Raw genomic sequence first — 20,118 nt, forward strand, 5'->3', positions numbered from 1 at the left:
CGGCCGGGGTGCCCGCCGCGCGTCCACCGGCGGCGGGACCGCGGCGGGACGGCGGCGGAGCACGGTCCCCGCCGTCAGGTGGTGACCTCCTTGGCCGCGTCCTTCACGGCCTTCCACGCGTCGTAGCGCTTCCTGGCGGTGCGGGCGACCACGATCTGGGTCACCTGCATGCCGACCCCCATCACCACGGCGTAGCCGATCGCCTCGCCGAGGCTGATCTCCAGGGACTCGTTGTCGACGGGCGGCTTCTTGCCGGTGGCCTTCTCCCAGGCGAATCCGATGACCTTCTTCGCCCCCCACGCGGTGGCGAGGCCCAGGAGGCCGCCGATGGCCCTCCACGCCATGTCCTGCTTCTCGGTCTTGTCGGCCATGTAGGTCCTCCCGTTCGCGGTTCGCCCCAAGAACACTAGTCTCCCCGAGCGTCGTATCGCGTGAAGCCATACCATAGGGAGGCATGACACAACAGCGACCGCGCCCTGCGCCCATGCCCGAGAAACCGACTCTCGATGGCCTGGAAGCCGTATGGGCGGGCCGCTGGGAGACCGAGGGGACCTACCGTTTCGACAGGTCACGCACGCGCGGGGAGATCTACTCGATCGACACCCCGCCGCCGACCGTCTCCGGTTCCCTCCACGTCGGCCACGTCTTCTCCTACACCCACACCGACACCGTCGCCCGCTTCCAGCGCATGCGCGGGCGCGAGGTCTTCTACCCCATGGGCTGGGACGACAACGGCCTGCCCACCGAGCGCCGGGTGCAGAACCACTTCGGCGTGCGCTGCGACCCCTCCATCGCCTACGACCCCTCGTTCGAGCCCCCGGCCAGGCCCGACCCCAAGCGGCAGATCCCGATCTCGCGCGGAAACTTCATCGAGCTGTGCGAGCGGCTCACCGTCGAGGACGAGAAGGTCTTCGAGGAGCTCTGGCGCCGCCTGGGCCTGTCGGTCGACTGGTCGCTGACGTACGCCACCATCGGCGACGCCGCGCGGGCCGCGTCCCAGCGCGCCTTCCTGCGCAACCTGGCCAGGGGGGAGGCGTACGTGGCGCAGGCGCCCACGCTGTGGGACGTCACCTTCCGCACCGCCGTCGCCCAGGCCGAGCTGGAGGACCGCGAGTGGCCCGGCGCCTTCCACCGGCTGGGCTTCGGCCTGTCGGAGGAGCAGCGGGCCAGGGGGTTCGGTGACCGGGTCTGGATCGAGACGACCCGCCCCGAGCTGCTGCCCGCCTGCGTCGCGCTCGTCGCCCACCCCGACGACGAACGCTACCGGCCCCTGTTCGGCACCACGGTCAGAACGCCGCTGTTCGGCGTCGAGGTGCCGGTGCTCGCCCACCACCTGGCCGAGCCCGACAAGGGCTCGGGCATCGCGATGATCTGCACCTTCGGCGACGTCACCGACGTCGTCTGGTGGCGCGAGCTCGACCTGCCCACCCGCGCCGTCATCGGCTGGGACGGCAGGCTGCTGCCGGACGCGCCCGAGGGCGTGCCCCCGGAGCCGTACGCGGAGCTGGCGGGCCGGACCGCGCACGGCGCCCGCGAGCGGATCGTGGAGCTGCTGCGCGCGTCCGGCGACATGGAGGGCGAGCCGCGTCCCGTGCGGCGCGCGGTGAAGTTCTACGAGAAGGGCGACCGGCCCCTGGAGATCGTCACCACCCGCCAGTGGTACATCCGCAACGGCGGGCGCGACCTCGCCCTGCGCGACGCGCTCCTGACGCGCGGCGCGGAGCTGTCCTGGCACCCGCCGCACATGCGGGTCCGCTACGACAGCTGGGTGCAGGGCCTGGCGGGCGACTGGCTGATCTCCCGGCAGCGGTTCTTCGGCGTGCCCATCCCGGTCTGGTACCCCCTGGACGACGAGGGCGAGCCCGACCGCTCCGCGCCGATCGCGCCGCCCGAGTCCGCGCTGCCGATCGACCCGTCCTCCGACGTCCCGCCCGGCTACACCGAGGACCAGCGCGGCAAGGCGGGCGGCTTCATCGGAGACCCGGACGTCATGGACACCTGGGCCACCTCCTCGCTGACGCCGCAGATCGCCGGGGGCTGGGAGCGCGACCGGGACCTGTTCGAGCGGGTCTTCCCGATGGACCTGCGCCCGCAGGCCCACGAGATCATCCGGACCTGGCTGTTCTCCACCGTGGTCCGCGCCCATCTGGAGCAGGGCACCCTGCCCTGGAGCGACGTCGCGATCTCCGGGTGGATCCTCGACCCCGACCGCAAGAAGATGTCCAAGTCCCGGGGCAACGTGGTCACCCCGCTCGGCCTGCTGGAGCAGTACGGCTCCGACGCGGTCCGCTACTGGGCGGCCGGCGGCCGTCCGGGCACCGACACCGCGTTCGACACCGGCCAGATCAAGGTCGGCCGACGGCTGGCCATCAAGATCCTGAACGCCTCCAGGTTCGTCCTGGGCCTGGGCGAGGGGGGCGGGGAGGTCACCGAGCCGATCGACCTGTCGATGCTGGCCCGGCTGTCGGAGGTGGTCCACGAGGCCACCGAGGCCTTCGAGGGCTACGACTACACCCGCGCCCTGGAGCGGACCGAGCGGTTCTTCTGGGAGTTCTGCGACGACTACCTGGAGCTGGTCAAGGCCAGGGCCTACGACGACGCGAACGCGGATGACGGGAACGACGGGAACGGCGGGAACGCTGCCGCGCGTTCGGCGCACGCGGCGCTGCGCGAGGCGCTCGACGTCATGCTCCGGCTGTTCGCCCCGTTCCTGCCCTTCGTCACCGAGGAGGTCTGGTCCTGGTGGCGTGAGGGCTCGGTGCACCGGGCCGCCTGGCCCGAGGCGGGCGGGCGGGGAGGCGATCCCGAGCTGCTGCCCGTGGTGGCCGCCGTCCTCGGCCGGGTCCGCAAGGCCAAGTCCGACGCGCGCCTCTCCATGCGCGCGGAGGTCTCCCGGCTGACCGTCACCGGCGCGGGCGTCGGCCTCGTGCGCCTGGCGCAGGACGACCTGTGCGGCGCGGGCGTCATCGACGAGTTCGTGCTCCAGGAGGGCGAGGGGGACCTGCTGGTGGAGGTCGCCCTCACCTGACTCCGGGCGCACGCGAATCTGTCCTCGCCGTCGGGGGATCCTGCCGTACGGTCGAGGCAGGACAGGTGAGAGGAGGACAGGCATGCCGCCAGGATGTGGCAACTGCAGCTGCTACCTCGAAGACAGGGTGATCTCCCGCCCGCCGGACGAGCGCTGACCTCAGCCGGGTGAGCGCCTGCCCCTGACCGGGCGGGCGCCGATCCCGGTCGTCCGGGCGCCGGTCTCCAGGACCCGGCGCCCGGACCGGCCGGCGGGCCTCCGGCGGCGTCGCCTTCGCCGGTGGGAGCGGCCCTGGCGGGTCCCGCGGGCAGGCCGTCGCTTTTCGTGTCCCGGCGATAACCCTCGCGCATTTCCCCTCCCGGCGTGACAGTCTGGACCACGTGATCTCCGACCGGGAACGCCTGACCAGCCTGGTGCCTCGCACGTTGCTGCGCATCGCGATGTGGAGCCTCTGCCTGATCACCATCGGCTGGGCGGTCTTCTACTTCGCGCAGTTCATCGCGACGTTGCGCATCGTGGTGCTGCCGGTGGCCGTCGCGCTCCTGCTGACCGCGCTGCTGTTCCCGCTCACCCGGCGGTTCGGCGCGATGGGCATGCGGCCCATCTACGCGACCTGGCTCACGATGATCATCGCGCTCACCGTGCTCGGCGGCACCGGCTGGATCATCGGGGTGCGCGCCAACGACGAGTTCCCCGGCCTCGTCGACCAGGTGCGCCAGACGGCCAAGACCGTGGAGAACTGGCTCTACACCGGCCCGCTGCACCTGAAGCCGACCCAGATCACCAGCTGGGTCGACGAGATCGGCAAGCAGATCACCACCCAGCGCAACCAGATCACCCAGACGGTCCTCACCGGCGCCACGGTGGCGCTGGAGGTGCTGGCCTCCATCGTGCTGCTGCTGTTCGTCACGTTCTTCCTGCTCAAGGACGGCGACCGGATCTGGTCGTGGTTCCTGAAGGGCTTCGGCGACGTCGCGCCCCGCGTCGACAAGGCCGGGCGGGTCGCCTGGGTGACGCTCTCGCACTACGTGCAGGGCACGGTCGCGGTCGCCGCCGTGCACGGCGTGATCATGGGCATCGTGCTCGCGGGGATGGGCGTGCCGCTCTGGGCGCCGCTCGCGGTGCTGATCTTCCTGGCCAGCTTCATCCCCATCGTCGGCATCTTCTTCGCCGGTTCCGTGGCGACCCTGGTCACCCTCGGCGCCAAGGGCCCGATCTACGCGCTGATCTTCCTCGGCATCCTGCTCGTGGAGCAGCAGCTGGAGAACCACGTGCTCCAGCCGCTGATCGTCGGCAGGGTGCTCCACTTCCACCCGTTGGCGATCATCCTGGTGCTGGCGGTGGGCGGCATCCTGGCGGGCATCGCCGGGGCCGCCGTGGCGGTGCCGGTGGCCGCCGTGATCTACCGCGCGCTGCCCGAGCTCACGGGCGGCTCCCGTCTGGCGCTGCCACCGGCCCCGCCCCATCCCGATCCCGGGAGTCCAGGTGGTCCCGGCGCCCCAGGTGGTCCCGGCGATCCGGGCCCTCCACCCGGCGGCCGGGCACCGGCGGGTGCGGCGGGAAAGCCGTTGAATGAGGAATCACCGCAGCCCAGGGGGTAACGTTCTGCCCCGTGACCCGTTCCGCCCTGACCACCCCCCCGCCGGACGCTACCCGCCCGAGGCCGCTTCCCGGCGCGCCCGCTCCCGGCGCCCCGCTCGGCCCCCACTACAGCCGCTGCTTCGGCTGCGGCGACGGACACCCGAACGGCCTGCACCTGACCGCCCTCACCCCTGACGGGATCTCGGTGGTCGCCGAGTTCACCGTGGAGGAGACCCACCAGGGCGCGCCGGGCCTGGCGCACGGCGGCGTGCTCGCCGCGGCGATGGACGAGGTCATCGGCATGTCCGTGTGGCTCTTCCAGCGCCCCTACGTCACCGGCCGGCTGGAGACCGACTATCTCGCGCCGGTTCCGGTCGGAACCGTCCTGCACATGCGCGCCTGGTGCAACGGCATGTCCGGCAGGAAGGCGTACCTTGAGGCTGAGGGCCGGATCGGTTCCCCGGACGGCCCGGTGGCCGTGCGGGCCGCGGCGCTCTTCATCGAGGTGGCCATGGAGCATTTCGCCAAGCACGGTGACATCCAGACGATCGCCGACGAGCACCACGAGTACGAGGTGAACCCGTGACCCACACCGTCGAGGTGTTGATCCACCGGCTCGACGCCGACCTGCCGCCGCCCTCGTACGCCCACCCGGGCGACGCGGGCGCGGATCTCCACGCCGCCGAGGACGTCGAGCTCCTCCCGGGAGAGCGGGCCGTGGTCGGCACCGGGCTCGCCATCGCCCTGCCCGAGGGGTACGCCGCGTTCGTCCACCCGCGCTCGGGCCTGGCCTCCAGGCACGGCGTGACGCTCGTCAACGCGCCCGGCACCGTCGACGCGGGATATCGGGGCGAGATCAGGGTGACGCTGATCAACACCGACGCCAAGGACGCCGTACGGCTGCGCAGGGGGGACCGCATCGCGCAGCTGGTGATCCAGAAGGTGGAGAAGGCGGCGTTCCACGAGGTGGACCGGTTGCCGGGATCGGCGCGAGGCGCCGGCGGGTTCGGGTCCACCGGCCGCTGACAGGGAGCGGAGCCCGGTGAGGTGGGCGCGGTGGCCGGTGGTCGATCGGGGACCGGAGCCCGCCTCCGGCCCGCGGGGCCGCCCGCCGCGGCGCCCGGCGGGGGACGAGTGACCAGTGAATCTTCAAGGAGCGTGAGGAAAGTGTTCGGACGTAACCGTCGTGAGAAGTCCCCGGCAGCCAAGGCCGTGGTGGAGGAGGTCGAGCGGGTCCCGTCGCGGGAGTCGGGGCCGTGGGACGCCGACGAGCCCCACCCCGAGCGGGAGCGGGTCGACCTCGGAGGCATGCGCCTGCCGGTCGACGCCGGGTTCGAGGTGCAGCTCAACCTGGCCGGTGACCAGATCGTCGGCGCGGTGGTCCTGTTCGAGGGGAGCGCCCTGCAGGTGCACGCCTTCGCGGCGCCCAAGCGGAGCGGGATCTGGGACGAGGTCAGGGCCGAGCTGGCCGAGGGGGTGAAGGGCGCCGGAGGCACCGCCGAGGAGCGGGAGGGGCCGTTCGGCGCCGAGCTGGCCGCGAGGATCCCCGCCGAGGGCGGCGAGCAGCCGGTCCGCTACATCGGGGTCGACGGGCCGCGCTGGTTCCTGCGCGCGGTGATCAGCGGGAAGGCCGCGGAGGACGCCGGGGTCGCCGCGACGCTGGAGGGTGTCGTCCGGGACATAGTCGTGGTACGCGGCGACGAGCCGATGGCTCCCAAGGAGGCGATCGAGCTCCGGCTCCCGCCCGAGGCCAGGCAGGCCGCGGAGCAGCAGGACGCCGGGGGTGACGTGCCCGACCTCAACCCGTTCGACCGCGGGCCGGAGATCGCCGAGATCCGCTGACCGGGCGGATCGCGTACGCTGGTTCGACTCGTGTGTGAAGGAGAGGTCCGTGGGTTCTCAGGAGCCGCATAAACAGAGCGGTTTGCGGGGATTCTTCCGCCGGTTGACCGCCGGTCAGGCCGAATTGGAGGCCGACGAGCTCCAGCAGGACCTCGACCGCCACGGTGCCACGCCCATCGTCTCGTGCGGCATGCGCCGCCGCTTCTGCGTGACGGGCACGCTGCGGACGGTGACGCTGCGCCCCCGCGGGGGCGCCCCGGCGCTGGAGGCAGAGCTTTACGATGGTTCCGATGTGATCGACCTGATATGGCTGGGCCGCAGGAAGATCGCGGGCATCGAGCCGGGACGTCTGGTGCTGGCGGAAGGGCTCGTCAGCGTGCAGGATGGCCGCAAAGTCATGTTCAATCCGAGATACGAGCTGCGCCCAGCGGGCGGTGCGTGAGTGATTGACGATCACGAGACGGTGAGCGAGAAGATGACCACGACCGGTGAGACCGCCGCGCACGAAACGGTCGAGGCCGCGATCCGCAGCCAGCTTGCCAAGGCCTTCGGCGGAGTGCGGGGCGTCGTCGAGGCGGCCGTGCCCACCATCGCCTTCACCGGCATGTGGATCACCGCCTCAGACCTGAAGATGTCCCTGATCGTCAGCATCTCGGCCGCGGTGCTGCTGCTCCTCGTGCGGCTGCTGCAGCGCTCGACGCCGCAGTTCGTGGTCAACAGCCTGATCGGCATCGGCATCGGCGCGTTCTTCGCCTCCCGCACCGGTGAGGCGAAGGACGTCTTCCTGCCGGGCATCCTCTACAACGCCGGATACTCCGTGGTGATGCTGCTGTCGATCGTCACCCGATGGCCGGTGGTGGGCTTTCTCATCGGATCCGTCACCGGCGACCCGACCGCGTGGCGCGCGGATCCGGCCGTGGTGAAGCTGTGCACCAAGCTCACCTGGCTGCTGATGATCCCGTGCGTGGTCCGGGTGGCGGCGCAGCTCCCCGTCTTCCTGATCGGCGGGAACGACGCGGTCGCCGAGCTGGGCATCCTCAAGATCGCGATGGGCTGGCCGCTCCAGGTCGCGGCCCTCGCCGCCATGGTGTGGCTGCTGGCCAAGGGCAGGACCCCGGTACGGCCCGCGGTCTCCTGACCTGCGGGAGCTGACCTGGGCTCCGAAACCCGGTCCGGGGCCCGGTGCAGGTTCTGCTCCTGGTCTCGGCCTTGGTCCCGGGCTCGATTTCGGCTCCGGGGCCGGTCTTGGTCTCGGAGCCGGTCTCGCCCCTGGGGCTGCGGCCTTGGTCTCGCTCCCGGCCCCGGAGCCGGCCTTGGTCCCGGGCTCGATCCCGGTCACGGGGCCGGCCTCGGGACCGCCGCCCTCCGCGTTCACCGCCGGTGCGGCCCCCCACCCCTCCTCCCGGAGTCAGCAGGGGAGGCATGGGGGAGGAGGGCGGGGCGGAGGATCCCGGCTCAGTGGGGCGTGCGGTGCGGGGACAGCAGCTCGGCCAGCTCCTCCTCGACCTCCTGGCTGGCCACGAACATCAGCTCGTCACCGGCCTCCAGCGGGTCGTCGGCGGTGGGCACCAGAACCCGGCCCTCGCGCAGGATCGCCACCAGGGCGGTGTCGTTGGGCCACGGCACCGAGCCGGCGCGCTGGCCGACGACCGGGGCGTCCTCGGGCAGGGTGAGCTCGACCAGGTTGGCCTGGCCCTGGCGGAAGGTCATCAGCCGCACCAGGTCGCCGACGCTGACCGCCTCCTCGACGAGCGCGCTCAGCAGGCGCGGGGTCGAGACGGCCACGTCGACGCCCCACGACTCGTTGAACAGCCACTCGTTCTTGGGGTGGTTGATCCTGGCGACCACGCGCGGCACGCCGTACTCCGTCTTGGCGAGCAGCGAGACCACGAGGTTCACCTTGTCGTCGCCGCTGGCGGCGACGACCACGTGGCACTCGGCCAGGCCCGCCTCGTCCAGCGAGGAGATCTCGCAGGCGTCGGCGAGCAGCCACTCCGCCCGCGGCACGGTATCGATCTTGATGGCCTTGGGGTCGATGTCGACGAGCAGGACCTCGTGGCCGTTCTCCAGGAGTTCGGCGGCGATCGACCGGCCGACCGCTCCCGCACCGGCGATGGTGACGCGCATCAGTGCTCCCCCTCCGGTGCCCCGGACAGCACCTTGTTGATGCGGTCCATGTCGGCCTCGACCGCCATGACGTGCAGCACGTCGCCCTCCTGCACCACCGAGTCGTTCTTGGGCAGCAGGGTGTCGCCGATCCGGTTGATGAACGCCAGGCGGGTGCCCGCCGCCGCCTCCAGATCCCTCGTCGGGGTGCCGATCCAGCCGGGGTGGTAGGCCACCTCCGCCAGCACCACGCGCCCGCTGGGGTCGCGCCAGAGCGGCTCGGCGCCCTCGGGCAGGACACGGCGCAGGATCTGGTCGGCGGTCCAGCGGACCGTGGCCACGGTGGGAATGCCCAGCCGCTGGTAGACCTCGGCGCGCCGGGAGTCGTAGATCCTCGCCACGACGTTGTCCACGCCGAACGTCTCGCGGGCGACCCTCGCGGAGATGATGTTCGAGTTGTCGCCGCTGCTCACCGCCACGTAGGCGCCCGCGGCCTCGATGCCCGCCTCTTCCAGGACGTCCCGGTCGAAGCCGATCCCGGTCACCCTGCGACCCCGGAACCCCGCCCGCAGGCGGCGGAACGCCTGCGGGTCACGGTCGATGATCGCGACCGAGTGGCCGCTGTCCTCAAGGATGTGCGCCAGGGTCGAACCGACCCGGCCACACCCCATGATCACGATATGCATGCTCCCCCGCCGGTCGCTGTGAGGCGGATCTTGATCCCGATGTATTCAGCCAGTATGGACCGCCCCGGGAGTGCCGCGTGAGTGGGGCCGAGTAATAACGGCTAGCATCTGCTGACGTGTCGAAGGTGACGGACCTTGTCAAACGCCTTTTCATCGGGCGGGCGCTGCGCAGCACGCAGCTGCACGAGCAGCTGCTCCCCAAGCGCATCGCGCTGCCCGTCTTCGCGAGTGACGCCCTCTCGTCCGTGGCCTACGCCCCGCAGGAGATCCTCGTCATCCTCTCCCTCGCGGGGGTCTCCTTCTACCACTTCAGCCCCTGGGTCGCCGTCGCCGTCGTCGTGGTGATGCTCACCGTCGTGGCGTCGTACCGGCAGAACGTGCACGCCTACCCCAGCGGGGGCGGCGACTACGAGGTCGCCACCGTCAACCTCGGCCCGAACGCGGGTCTGACCGTCGCCAGCGCCCTGATGGTCGACTACGTGCTGACCGTCGCGGTCTCGGTCGCCAACGGCGTCGACTACGTGGGCGCCACCATCCCGTACGTCGCCCAGCACAAGCCGCTGGTCGCGATCGTCATCGTCGTGCTGCTGACGATCGTCAACCTGCGCGGGATCCGGGAGTCGGGCGCGGCCTTCGCGATCCCCACCTACGCCTTCATGTTCGCCGTCCTCGGCCTGGTCGCGTGGGGCGGTTTCCGGGTGCTCGTCCTCGGCGACGAGCTGCACGCGCCCACCTCGGGGTACGAGATCGTCGCCGAGCAGTCCAACCTGACCTCCTTCGCGGCGGCCTTCCTGATCCTGCGCGCGTTCTCCTCCGGCTGCGCGGCCCTCACCGGTGTCGAGGCGATCAGCAACGGCGTGCCCGCCTTCCGCAAGCCCAAGAGCAAGAACGCCGCGAACACCCTGCTGATGATGGGCCTGGTCTCGGTGACCATGTTCGTCGGCATCATCACCCTGGGGCTGGCCTCGGGCGTCAAGGTCGCCGACCCCGCCGTCGCCTACCGCGACGTCCTCATCGACGGCAGGCCCGCCGGGCCCGGCTACTACCAGCAGCCGATCATCGCCCAGGTGGCCGACGCGGTCTTCGGCAACGGCTCGCTCCCGTTCTTCGTCATCGCCGCCGTCACCGCGCTGATCCTGTTCCTGGCCGCCAACACCGCCTTCAACGGCTTCCCGGTGCTCGGCTCGATCCTGGCCCAGGACCGCTACCTGCCCCGCCAGCTGCACACCCGGGGAGACCGGCTCGCCTTCTCCAACGGCATCGTGATCCTCGCCGCCGGGGCCTGCCTGCTGCTGTGGGGCTTCGACGCCGACGTCAGCCGCCTGCTCAACCTCTACATCGTGGGCGTCTTCGTGTCGTTCACGCTGAGCCAGATCGGCATGGTCAGGCACTGGACCCGGCACCTGAGGACCGAGGGCGACCTGAAGGTCCGGCACCAGATGCACCGCTCGCGGACCATCAACTTCTTCGGCGGCGTCATGACCGGCGTGGTGCTGGTGGTGGTGCTGCTCACCAAGTTCACCCATGGGGCGTGGATCGTCTGTGTGGCCATGCCGGTGCTGTTCGTGATGATGAAGGGCATCCACCGCCACTACGAGAACGTGGCCGCCGAGCTCGCCGTCGCCGAGGACTCCCAGGTGGACGAGTCGATGCTGCCCGCGCGCAACCACGCCATCGTCCTGGTCTCCAAGATCCATAAGCCGACCCTGCGCGCCCTCGCCTACGCCCGCGCCACCCGCCCCTCCAAGCTGGAGGCGATCACCGTGGGGGTGGAGGGCCCCGAGGCCAGGGCGCTGCAGGAGGAGTGGGAACGGCGCGGCATCCCGGTGCCGCTGAAGATGCTCGACTCGCCCTACCGCGAGATCACCCGGCCGATCCTGGAGTACGTCAAGTCGCTGCGCCGCCGCTCGCCCCGCGACGTGGTGAGCGTCTACATCCCCGAGTACGTCGTCGGCCACTGGTGGGAGCACCTCCTGCACAACCAGAGCGCGCTGCGGCTGAAGGGCCGCCTGCTGTTCCAGCCCGGCGTGATGGTCATCAGCGTGCCCTGGCAGCTGCACTCCTCCGACCGGCTCAAGGGCCGCCCCGAGCCCTTCGCGCCCGGCGCCGTACGCCGTCCGCGCCCGGAGGCGGCACGGGACGAGGACGTCAAGGCATAACCTTTCGTATGCGCTCCTGACGCGAGGAGGCTCGACCGACGACGGATTTTCCCTTGGGGGCAACGACCATGGCCATCGAACTGACGGTAGGACCGGTTGCGCACGGTGGCTGGTGCGTCGCCCGCCACGACGGCCGGGTCGTCTTCGTACGGCACGCGCTGCCCGGCGAGCGCGTCGTCGCCGAGATCACCGAGGAGACCACCCGGTTCCTGCGGGCCGACGCGGTCGAGATCCTGGAACCCTCCGCCGACCGGGTGACCCCGCCGTGCCCGTTCGCGGGTCCCGGCCGCTGCGGCGGCTGCGACTGGCAGCACGCCTCCCTCGACGCCCAGCGCCGCCTGAAGGCCGACGTGGTGGCCGAGCAGCTCAAGCGGCTGGCCTCGATCGACTGGAAGGGCACCGTGGAGGAGGTCCCCGGAGCCCCCGACGGGCTCGGCTGGCGCACCCGCGTCCAGTTCGCCGTCGACCGCGAGGGCGGCCTGGGCCTGCGCCGCCACCGCTCCCACGACATCGAGCCGGTGGACGCCTGCCTGATCGCCCACCCCGAGGTGGAGAACGTCGGCGCCGAGGTCATGAACTGGCGCAACGCCTCCTCGGTCGAGGTCATCGCCTCCAGCACCGGCGACCAGGCGGTCGTGGTCGCGCCCAGGCCCCGGCGCACGGTGGCCGTGCCCGACCTCGACACGAGCGTGGCCGTCTTCGTCGACGAGGGCAAGGGCCGCAGCCGCGTCGTCCACGGCCGCAACCATCTCGTCGAACGGGTCGCGGGCCGCGACTTCCAGGTCACCGGCAGCGGCTTCTGGCAGGTGCACCCCGGTGCCGCCGCCACCCTGCTCGACGCCGTCATGGAGTTCGCCGCCCCGCGGCCTGGCGAGTGGGCCCTCGACCTCTACTGCGGCGTCGGGCTGTTCGCCGCGGGGCTGGCCGAGGCGGTCGGTCCCGAGGGGGCCGTGTTCGGCGTCGAGTCCGAGTCCGTGGCGGTCCGCGACGCCGAGCGCAACCTCCGCGACCTGCCCCAGGCCCGCTTCGCCAGGGGGCGGGTGGAGAACGCCCTCGACCGCTTCGGCATCGAGCGCGCGGACCTGGTCGTCGTCGACCCGCCCAGGGCGGGCCTGGGCCGCGACGTCGTCGACAGCCTGACCACCCTCCAGGCGACCCGGATCGTGTACGTCTCCTGCGACCCGGCCACCCTCGCCCGCGACCTGGCCTGGTTCGCCGAGCGGGGCTACCGCCTCGCCGATCTGCGAGCTTTCGACGCTTTTCCGATGACCCACCACGTGGAGTGCGTGGCGCACCTGGTCAGCGAGACGATCTAGGCTTCTACCTGGGAAAATGCGACAGGTGCTGTTTCGTCGAGCCTCGGGCTTCCCCCCGTGGACTGCGCACGAGTGCGCACGATCATGGAAATGCCCCGCGGCCGATCCGGTCGCGGGGCGTGGTCATACCGAGTGCTGTCCGGCGGGCCACCTGCCGCGTGGTGACACGAACGTGCCGCGCGCCTGAACGGCGGCTACCGGCGAGCGGATCGGCCTCTTGAGAGCTGCCGTTGCGGCACTGGTGGTAGTCGTCATACGGGTGCGCGTCAAGCCCACGACGGCCTCGGCCGTACAGATGAGCGGGCCGCCCGTTCAACCGGATCCGCTCGATCTCGATACGCCCAGGTCCGACCCGCTTTGACACGCGGGCAGGACAAGAAGCCACAGGTCAAGACATAAAAAAGCGTTATACGCGGTGAATGAGTGTCCATATCTGGACACATCCGTGACGTCCGGTCTCCACTGGGCAAGCCTTCTAGGCCGCCCGCGCGGGGCCGGTGCCCGGCCGGCGACGGTGAGGATCAGGAATCGACGCGGGAAGAGAGGATTCGTCATGAGGACGTCCATGCCCATCGGCCGGAAGGCCGGACTCGTACTGCTGGGAACAACACTGGTGGGAGGGCTGTTAGCCGCCGTCCCGCCGGCCAGTGCCGCCAACTGGAACTGCCGGGTCGTCACCGCACAGGACGTGCGGTGGTTCGCCTCCTCCACCGGGACCGCGACCAGCCCCCCGTACACCCTGTACAACGGCTACGTGTTCAAGAGCTTCGGCGTATCCAACGGCCGGTACAGCGCGCAAATCGTCTACCCCTACGCGGCCGCCGGCTGGGTGACCGCCGACAGCCAGTACGTGGCGCATGTGGCTGACGGCTACTGCAACTGGTGATGTCGGCCCGTTCGCGACGGGCAGGGTGACCGCCGTCCCCTGGACGCCCAAGGCCGCGTCCGGGGGACGCTCCGCCGCCCTGCCAGGAGAAAAGACACGACGACGCCCCGCCTTCCGCAGTGGAGGCGGGGGCTGTTTCGCGTCCCACCGAGGTTCTGTGAAGACCTCACTCGCACGCGAGGGACAGGCCGATGGCGGCGAGCCTCTGCTTGACCTCCTCGACGTACATCGGGCTGTTGCGCTCGATCGCCAGCAGGTCCTGCTCGCTGTGAGCGACCAGTTCGCCGTAAGTGTCGATGCCCGCACGCTTGATGCAGGCGTACGCACGCACCGTGAGGCCGAGTTCCTCGATGGGCGACGCCAGATCTCCGTCCAGGAACGAGTCGTCCGCTGGTGACACCATGCTTCCTCCTTGCGCTCGTAGTTACTCCGGGCACTTCTCCCGGCCGGCGACGTGGCTTCCGCGCCGGGAGGTCTCCGCTCTCCAGGCGTGCAGGGCCCCGCACCGGCCTGTACGCCTCGCACTCCTCCGGGAGGACGGGGCGTCGCCGTCCTCCCGACCGGCCCCTCGTATGATCACCCCAGTTTCTCGGAACGTCTCCGTTCACGCCCCTTCTGCCGAGCAATACGCTTCGGGGAACTGCGCCATCGCTGTGATGCTCCTGCACCCGCTTTTTCGAGCCATTCGGGAAAGAAAGAACGAGCAGGAAAGAAGCTTCGTCGAGCCTGGTGGTCACCGAGACCGTCAGCGCTCCGTTGCGTCGCGGAGCGGCAGTCACGCCGGCATACGAGCACGAGCGACCGAGCCGGTCTCCTCCGGTGGTCTCACCGGTTTCCCGGCGTGTTCGCGTCGTGGACCAGCAGGGCGATCTGGACCCGGTTGTTGAGATCCAACCGGGTCAGGATCCGTGACACGTGCGTCTTCACCGTCGGCAGCGCCAGATGCAGCTCCCGCGCGATCTCCGCGTTGGAGCGGCCGCGCCCGACCGCGAGGGCCACCTCCCGCTCCCGCTCGGCCAGCAGCGCCAGCCGGGCCCGTGCGGCGGCTGCCCGGTCGCCCTGTTCGGAGCCGTCCGTCACCTGTTCGATGAGGCGGCGGGTGACGGCGGGGGAGAGCGCCGGATCTCCGGCGGCCACCGTCCGTACGGCCGTGACGATGTCCTGTGGCGGGGTGTCCTTGAGGAGGAACCCGGCCGCGCCGGCGCGCAACGCCCGCAGCACGTGCGCGTCGGTGTGGAAGGTGGTCAGGACCAGCACCTCCGGGGCGCCGGGAAGGGCCCGGAGCCTCTCGGTGGCGGCCAGCCCGTCGACGCCCGGCATCCGGATGTCCATCAACACCAGGTCGGGCCCGTACGCGGTGACCAGAGCGGGGACCTCGGCCCCGTCGGCGGCCTCCGCGACGATCTCGATGTCCGGGGCGCCGCCCAGCATCAGGCGCAGCCCGGCCCGCACGATCGCGTCGTCGTCGACCAGCAGGACGCGGATCACCTCATCCCCCTCCCGCGTCGCCGGACCTCCGGCTCGCGACGGATTCCGCGCCACCGGACCTACGCTCCGCGACGGACGCGATGTCCGTCGCGGGCCAGGGTAGCCAGGCGTGGACCAGGAAACCACCGTCGGCGGGGCCGGACGTCAGCTCGCCCCCCGCCAGGCGGGCCCGTTCGGCCAGCCCGGCCAGCCCCTGCCCGCGGCCTTCGCCCCTGCCCGCCCTGATGCCTTCGTCCCGGTCCGCCCGGACGTTTTCGCCGCCGTCCGCGCCGACGCTTTCGCCCCCGCTCGTCCTGACGCTTTCGCTCCCCTTCGTACCGCCGCTTTCGCTCCCGTACGTGCCGGCGCTTTCGCTTTCGCTTTCGTCGGCGCCGGAGGCCGGGGCGGATCTGGGCGGTGGCGCGTTGCGGACCTCCACCGCGAGCCCACCCGCCGGGCTCCCGGTCACCTCCACCGCGACCGCCGCGCCGGGCGCGTGCTTGCGCGCGTTGGTCAGCGCCTCCTGGACGATCCGGTACGCCGTGCGCCCCACCAGGGGCGGTGGCGCCGGTCCCCGCGGTGGCCCGGTCAGCTCGATCCGGCCGCCAGTCGCCCGAGCCTCCGCCACCAGCCTGGCCAGGTCCGCCAGTTCCGGCTGCGGACGCTCACCCTCCTCCGGCCCGGCCCGCAGCACCCCGATCACCTCGCGCAGGTCGCGCAGGGCCAGGTGGGCGCTCTCCCGGATCACCCCGGCGGCCCGCGCCACCTCCTCCCTGGGCGCGCCCGGGTTGAACTCCAGCGCTCCCGCGTGGACGCTCAGCAGCGACAGCCGATGACCGAGCACGTCGTGCATCTCGCGGGCGATCTCCTCCCGCGTCTCCCGGCGGACCCACTCGGCCCGCAACTCCGCGTCCGCCTCGGCGAGTTCGGCGCGCTCGCGCAGCGAGGCGATGAGCTGCCGCCGGGAGCGCCGGAACAGTCCCCAGCCGATGGCCCCGGCGATCAGCGCGAAGTACGTCAGCGCCGAGCCCGCCCGCTCCTCGGGAAGTTCCGCCATCTGCCAAAGGAAGACGGGCAGCGGTGCGAAGGCCAGCGCGGCCACCCACGCCGTGACCCGCCACGGCCGGGTCGCGGCCACCGTGAAGACCGCCACCATCGCCGGGCCGGTCAGGTAGTGCGCCTGGGTGCCCGCCAGCAGCAGCGCCACCGCGAGCGACACCGGCCGGCGCCGCCGCAGGAGCACCGCCGCGCACCCCAGCCCGCCGACCACCTGGTCGACGTCCCGCCACAGGGGATCGAGGTCCTCGGGGATCGGTACGGACTGCGAGCTGACCGCGGCGAAGCAGGCGGCGAAGAGGAACAGTGCCAGGTCGGCGACCCAGTCGCGGCGGGTGCGGTGGACGCGGCGCATACTTCGGGAATCTACGCGGCCCCCACCGGGGACCGGGCCTCCAGGCCGCGGCCGGATACTTAAGTACGACCCCCGGCCCGCCGGAGACCGACCTTGGTCACCGCCTGACCTTCTTGAGCCCGATCCGGTGCCCGGTACCGCGCGCCTACCTTCGGGTCATGACCTCCGGCACCCCGAAGTCCCCTCTGGCCGCCCTGGCCAGCCTTGTCTGTTTCGTCCTCGTCGTCGGCGGCGCGAGCGGCCTCCTGCACGAGTGGTTCGGCTGGATCCACTTCATGGGCTTCGTCCGCTTCCTCGTCCCCGGCGGCTACGAGATCTACAGCTACGTCATCATGGTCGTCCTCGGTCTCGCGGTGGGCGCGGCCGGTGACGCGGTCACCCGCCGGGGCCGAGGATGACCCGCCGCACGTCCACGAGCCGGCCCGCGCGATGGCGTGGCGGGTCACCCGGCCTCGTCGCTCGCTATCCGGGCACCTCCTCGGCGGCCGGCTCCGCCCTCCGGGTTCGCAGGGCCCAGCGCACGGCCGGTCCGGTGGCGAGGCCGGACAGCAGGAACAGTCCGCCGAGCACCAGCCAGCCCGGGGTCCCCCAGGTGAGGATCAGCGTCGTGAGCAGCAACGGGCCGAGCATCCTGGCGACCGCCGCACCGGATCCGAAGAAGCCCTGGTACTGCCCCTGCCTGCCGGCCGGGGCGAGACCGAACCCGATCTCCCAGGAGCCGGAGGCGTGCGCCATCTCGCCGAACACCTGCAGGCAGGCCGCGACAAGCAGGACGAGCGCGGCGGCCCACGCCGAGGACCAGGCCGACGACAGGGCGAAGACCGCGCACGCGGCGAGCAGCACCGCCCCCGCCCGCCGTACGGACCTGGCGGCGCTGCGCAGGTCCGTGACCCGCCGGGCCACCCGCACCTGGAACAGCGTGACGCCCAGGGTGTTGAGGACCAGCAGGGCGGAGACCGTCCAGCTCGGGGCCTCGGTCCGCTGGACGATCCACAGCGGGATGACCAGGCTGAGCAGCGGCATGTTCAGCAGCGCGACCATGTTGAGCAGGGAGACCAGCGCGTACGGCCTGTCCCTGAGCACCGCCAGCGCCGGTTCGCCCGCCGGCGCGGCCGCGGTGGGCGGCACCGGCGGAAGGCGGAGCAGGATCAGCGCGGAGAGCAGGAAGCTCAGCGCGTCCATCGCGAGGACCGTCAGATAGGCCGCCCGCGTGTCGAGGTGCAGCGCCGCCCCGCCGAGCGCGGCGCCGACCGCCAGCCCGGCGTTGACCGTCGCCTGCAGGTAGGCCCGGATCCGGGTCCGCCGCGCCCTGTCCACCAGGCCGGCGAGCAGCGCCTGCCTGGCCGCGGCGAGACCGCACTGCGAGGTCGCGTACAGGCAGGCGACCACCACGAACACGGGGAAGGAGCGGACGAACAGGAACGAGCCGACCGCGGTGGCGGTGGCGACGGCGAGCAGGGCCGCCGTGCCGCGAGGCCCCCGGCGGTCGGCGAGGTGGCCGAGCGGGACGCCCGCCACGAAGCCGACGGCCCAGCCGAGCGTCAGCGCGAAGCCGACCTGGGTCGGCGAGAGCCCCACGATCCGGGTGAAGTAGAGCGCCGAGCACACGTAGTACGCGCCGTCCCCGATGGAGTTGGCCAGTTGCGCGAGGGCGAGGACCCGGGGCGGCCCGGACGAGGGCATGATCCGGCTGAACATTGTGCTCCTTCGTCGGCGGTTCGGTCGGCACCGGCCCGGCGCCACCTCGGCACCGCTCCGGCGGCCTCCCGGTGCCGGTCCGGCACGGCTTCGGCGTCGGTCCGGAATGGCTCCGGCGTCGGTCCGGGGGCCGGTCCGGTGTCGTTTCGGCACGGTTTTGGTGCCGTACGGCATGGCACCGCGCGGCACGGCACCCACGGCATCGGACCGGTTCGGGCCGGTTCGGGCCGAGTTGCGGCCGTACCCGGGGCCGGTCCGTCTCCGGTCGGGCACTCGCGACGCGACCGGGTGGCGTCCCGGCCGGGAAGGGCTCGCCGCGAGCCGCACGAAGGGCAACTCTAGAGAGGCCATTGGTCCCATGTAAGATCCAATATGACGAGAATCCACTGGGCCAATGCGAGGAGGCGCGATGGACTTCCACGTGAGCCTCACCGGTCGTGGTGACCTGTCCGCCCGTATCTACCGGCAGCTCCTGGACGCCGTCCTCGACGGCCGCCTGCGCCCGGGGGAGCGCCTCGCCCCCACCCGCGAGCTGGCGCGGCGGCTCGACGTGTCACGCAACACCGTGGCCGTCGCCTACGAGCGGCTCACCGCCGAGGGTGTCCTCGTCGGCCGGGTCGGGGCGGGCACCTTCGTGTGCGCCGAGCCTCTCACCCGCACCCGTGCCAGGAACGCGCCCGCGGGCGGCGGCGTGCGTCCCCGCCGCCTCTGGCGCTCCCCGGCCGTCTCGCCGGACGAATCGGAGGGGGAGCCGGTCTACGACTTCAGGGTGGGGCTCCCCGACGCGGAGCTGTTCCCGCTCGAGACGTGGCGCAGGCTCGTCGCCCGCGAGCTGCGCCCGGCGCTGGTGCGCTCCGCAGGCTACGGCGTCCCCTCGGGGCACGCGGGCCTGCGGGCGGCCATCGCCCGCCACGTCGGTGTCTCCCGCTCGGTGCGGGCGAGCGCCGATGACGTGCTCGTCACGCAGGGAGCACAGCAGGCGCTCGACCTGATCGGCCGCGTCATGATCGAGCCGGGCTCCCGGGTGGCCGTCGAGGAGCCGGGCTACCCTCGGGCGAGGCTGCTGTTCCAGTCCCTGGGCGCGCGGGTCGTCGGCGTCCCCGTCGACGGCGAGGGCCTGGACGTGGCCGCCCTCCCCGACTCCGCCCGCCTCGTCTACGTCACGCCGTCACACCAGTTCCCGCTGGGTACGCCGATGTCGCTCGGCCGCCGCACCGCGCTGCTCGAATGGGCCGGGCGGCGCGGCGCCGTGGTGATCGAGGACGACTACGACAGCGAGTTCCGCTTCGAGGACCGCCCGCTCGAACCGCTCCAGAGCCTCGACCGCAGCGGTCACGTCATCTACGTCGGCTCCTTCTCCAAGACGATGCTGCCGATGCTGCGACTGGGCTTCCTGATCGCCCCGGCCTCGCTCCAGCCCGCCCTTCGCGCCGCCAAGCGGCTCACCGACTGGAGCGGCGAGCTTCCCACCCAGGCGGCGCTGGCCGGTTTCATCGACGACGGCCTCCTCGGGCGGCATGTCCGCAAGGCGACGCGCGAGTACGCCGCCCGCCACGAGCGGATCCTCACCATCCTCCGGCGTGACTTCCGTGCCTGGCTGGAGCCGGTTCCCTCCGCCGCCGGCCTGCACCTCTGCGCCTACCTGACGCCGGACGCCGGGGTCGACACGGCCCGCGTGACGGCGTACGCGCGGGAGGCGGGCATCGAGCTTCAGGACCTCGCCGCCTACTACGGCGAGGCTCCCGCGCGGGCGGGCCTGGTGCTCGGTTACGGTTCGATCCCCCTGGAGAGGATCGAACCTGGCCTGAGGCGTCTCGCGGAGAACTTCCGCGAGGCGGGGAAATCCCATGCCCGGAGCTCGCGCGCCGGCGAGAGTCCTTGGCACGTCCGACAGGATGGACCGCATCCCGCTTAGCGCCCGGCGTTCCACGGCGCCGA

General features: G+C 71.8%; 19 protein-coding genes. 12 read left to right on the forward strand and 7 right to left on the reverse strand.

The features are described from left to right. Positions 1-74 precede the first annotated feature (74 nt). Positions 75-371 (reverse strand): DUF4235 domain-containing protein, encoded by a 297-nt coding sequence (locus ACFFRH_RS31615; RefSeq protein ID WP_344744591.1) that lies wholly within the window; start codon positions 369-371, stop codon positions 75-77. 113 nt (positions 372-484) lie between these two features. On the opposite strand from ACFFRH_RS31615, the gene valS reads away from it, so the two are divergent. The 7 genes from valS to ACFFRH_RS31650 all read left to right on the forward strand — a co-directional run bounded on the left by valS (position 485) and on the right by ACFFRH_RS31650 (position 7,589). After that, complete coding sequence (gene valS, locus ACFFRH_RS31620; RefSeq protein WP_344744592.1) at positions 485-3,028, forward strand: valine--tRNA ligase; 2,544 nt, start codon at positions 485-487, stop codon at positions 3,026-3,028. Positions 3,029-3,408: 380 nt separating this feature from the next. Further along, positions 3,409-4,629 carry an AI-2E family transporter gene (locus ACFFRH_RS31625; RefSeq protein WP_344744593.1) on the forward strand — a complete coding sequence of 407 codons (1,221 nt, stop codon included), beginning with the start codon at positions 3,409-3,411 and terminating at the stop codon, positions 4,627-4,629. An 11-nt stretch (positions 4,630-4,640) separates the two neighbouring features. Then, positions 4,641-5,195 carry a PaaI family thioesterase gene (locus ACFFRH_RS31630; RefSeq protein WP_344744594.1) on the forward strand — a complete coding sequence of 185 codons (555 nt, stop codon included), beginning with the start codon at positions 4,641-4,643 and terminating at the stop codon, positions 5,193-5,195. Beyond that, positions 5,192-5,635 (forward strand): dUTP diphosphatase, encoded by a 444-nt coding sequence (gene dut, locus ACFFRH_RS31635; protein ID WP_344744595.1) that lies wholly within the window; start codon positions 5,192-5,194, stop codon positions 5,633-5,635. The genes ACFFRH_RS31630 and dut overlap by 4 nt, the downstream gene beginning before the upstream one ends. Positions 5,636-5,776: 141 nt before the next feature. Beyond that, the gene (locus ACFFRH_RS31640) at positions 5,777-6,451 is read left to right on the forward strand and encodes a DUF3710 domain-containing protein (RefSeq protein WP_344744596.1); all 675 of its coding nucleotides are present in this window, start codon (positions 5,777-5,779) and stop codon (positions 6,449-6,451) included. A 49-nt stretch (positions 6,452-6,500) separates the two neighbouring features. Next, positions 6,501-6,893 carry an OB-fold nucleic acid binding domain-containing protein gene (locus ACFFRH_RS31645; RefSeq protein WP_344744598.1) on the forward strand — a complete coding sequence of 131 codons (393 nt, stop codon included), beginning with the start codon at positions 6,501-6,503 and terminating at the stop codon, positions 6,891-6,893. Positions 6,894-6,926: 33 nt separating this feature from the next. Continuing rightward, entirely contained in the window at positions 6,927-7,589 is a 663-nt protein-coding gene (locus ACFFRH_RS31650) for a DUF3159 domain-containing protein (protein ID WP_386161192.1), read from the forward strand. Between the two features lie 317 nt (positions 7,590-7,906). On the opposite strand, the gene ACFFRH_RS31655 is transcribed toward ACFFRH_RS31650, so the two are convergent. Further along, a complete protein-coding gene (locus tag ACFFRH_RS31655; RefSeq protein ID WP_344744600.1) occupies positions 7,907-8,578 on the reverse strand; it encodes a potassium channel family protein in 672 nt (223 codons plus the stop codon). Then, the gene (locus tag ACFFRH_RS31660; protein ID WP_344744601.1) at positions 8,578-9,243 is read right to left on the reverse strand and encodes a potassium channel family protein; all 666 of its coding nucleotides are present in this window, start codon (positions 9,241-9,243) and stop codon (positions 8,578-8,580) included. Before ACFFRH_RS31660 ends, ACFFRH_RS31655 begins: the two co-directional genes overlap by 1 nt. A gap of 116 nt (positions 9,244-9,359) precedes the next feature. Between ACFFRH_RS31660 and ACFFRH_RS31665 the strand changes: the two genes are divergently transcribed. The 3 genes from ACFFRH_RS31665 (at position 9,360) to ACFFRH_RS31675 (ending at position 13,604) form a co-directional block, all read left to right on the forward strand. Continuing rightward, positions 9,360-11,402 carry an APC family permease gene (locus ACFFRH_RS31665; protein WP_386161167.1) on the forward strand — a complete coding sequence of 681 codons (2,043 nt, stop codon included), beginning with the start codon at positions 9,360-9,362 and terminating at the stop codon, positions 11,400-11,402. A 68-nt stretch (positions 11,403-11,470) separates the two neighbouring features. Then, positions 11,471-12,718 carry a class I SAM-dependent RNA methyltransferase gene (locus ACFFRH_RS31670; RefSeq protein WP_386161168.1) on the forward strand — a complete coding sequence of 416 codons (1,248 nt, stop codon included), beginning with the start codon at positions 11,471-11,473 and terminating at the stop codon, positions 12,716-12,718. Between the two features lie 553 nt (positions 12,719-13,271). Further along, complete coding sequence (locus ACFFRH_RS31675) at positions 13,272-13,604, forward strand: hypothetical protein (RefSeq protein ID WP_344744603.1); 333 nt, start codon at positions 13,272-13,274, stop codon at positions 13,602-13,604. Between the two features lie 166 nt (positions 13,605-13,770). Here the strand turns inward: ACFFRH_RS31675 and ACFFRH_RS31680 are convergent, their stop codons facing one another. From ACFFRH_RS31680 to ACFFRH_RS31690, 3 genes are all read right to left on the reverse strand, one after another. Then, complete coding sequence (locus ACFFRH_RS31680; protein ID WP_344744604.1) at positions 13,771-14,007, reverse strand: DNA-directed RNA polymerase subunit alpha C-terminal domain-containing protein; 237 nt, start codon at positions 14,005-14,007, stop codon at positions 13,771-13,773. A 422-nt stretch (positions 14,008-14,429) separates the two neighbouring features. Then, a complete protein-coding gene (locus ACFFRH_RS31685; protein WP_344744605.1) occupies positions 14,430-15,092 on the reverse strand; it encodes a response regulator transcription factor in 663 nt (220 codons plus the stop codon). A gap of 1 nt (position 15,093) precedes the next feature. Further along, on the reverse strand, positions 15,094-16,482 hold the full coding sequence (locus tag ACFFRH_RS31690; protein ID WP_386161169.1) for a sensor histidine kinase: 1,389 nt from the start codon (positions 16,480-16,482) through the stop codon (positions 15,094-15,096). A 158-nt stretch (positions 16,483-16,640) separates the two neighbouring features. Here ACFFRH_RS31690 and ACFFRH_RS31695 point away from each other — a divergent pair, with 158 nt between their 5' ends. Continuing rightward, positions 16,641-16,880, forward strand: a complete 240-nt coding sequence (locus ACFFRH_RS31695; RefSeq protein WP_344744608.1) for a hypothetical protein — start codon at positions 16,641-16,643, stop codon at positions 16,878-16,880. 64 nt (positions 16,881-16,944) lie between these two features. On the opposite strand, the gene ACFFRH_RS31700 is transcribed toward ACFFRH_RS31695, so the two are convergent. Then, entirely contained in the window at positions 16,945-18,180 is a 1,236-nt protein-coding gene (locus tag ACFFRH_RS31700) for an MFS transporter (RefSeq protein WP_386161170.1), read from the reverse strand. Positions 18,181-18,589: 409 nt separating this feature from the next. Between ACFFRH_RS31700 and pdxR the strand changes: the two genes are divergently transcribed. Beyond that, entirely contained in the window at positions 18,590-20,095 is a 1,506-nt protein-coding gene (gene pdxR / locus ACFFRH_RS31705) for a MocR-like pyridoxine biosynthesis transcription factor PdxR (RefSeq protein WP_386161171.1), read from the forward strand. The last annotated feature ends 23 nt before the right edge of the window (positions 20,096-20,118 follow it).

This window comes from Streptosporangium vulgare (genome assembly GCF_042428775.1).
Lineage (GTDB): Bacteria > Actinomycetota > Actinomycetes > Streptosporangiales > Streptosporangiaceae > Streptosporangium > Streptosporangium vulgare.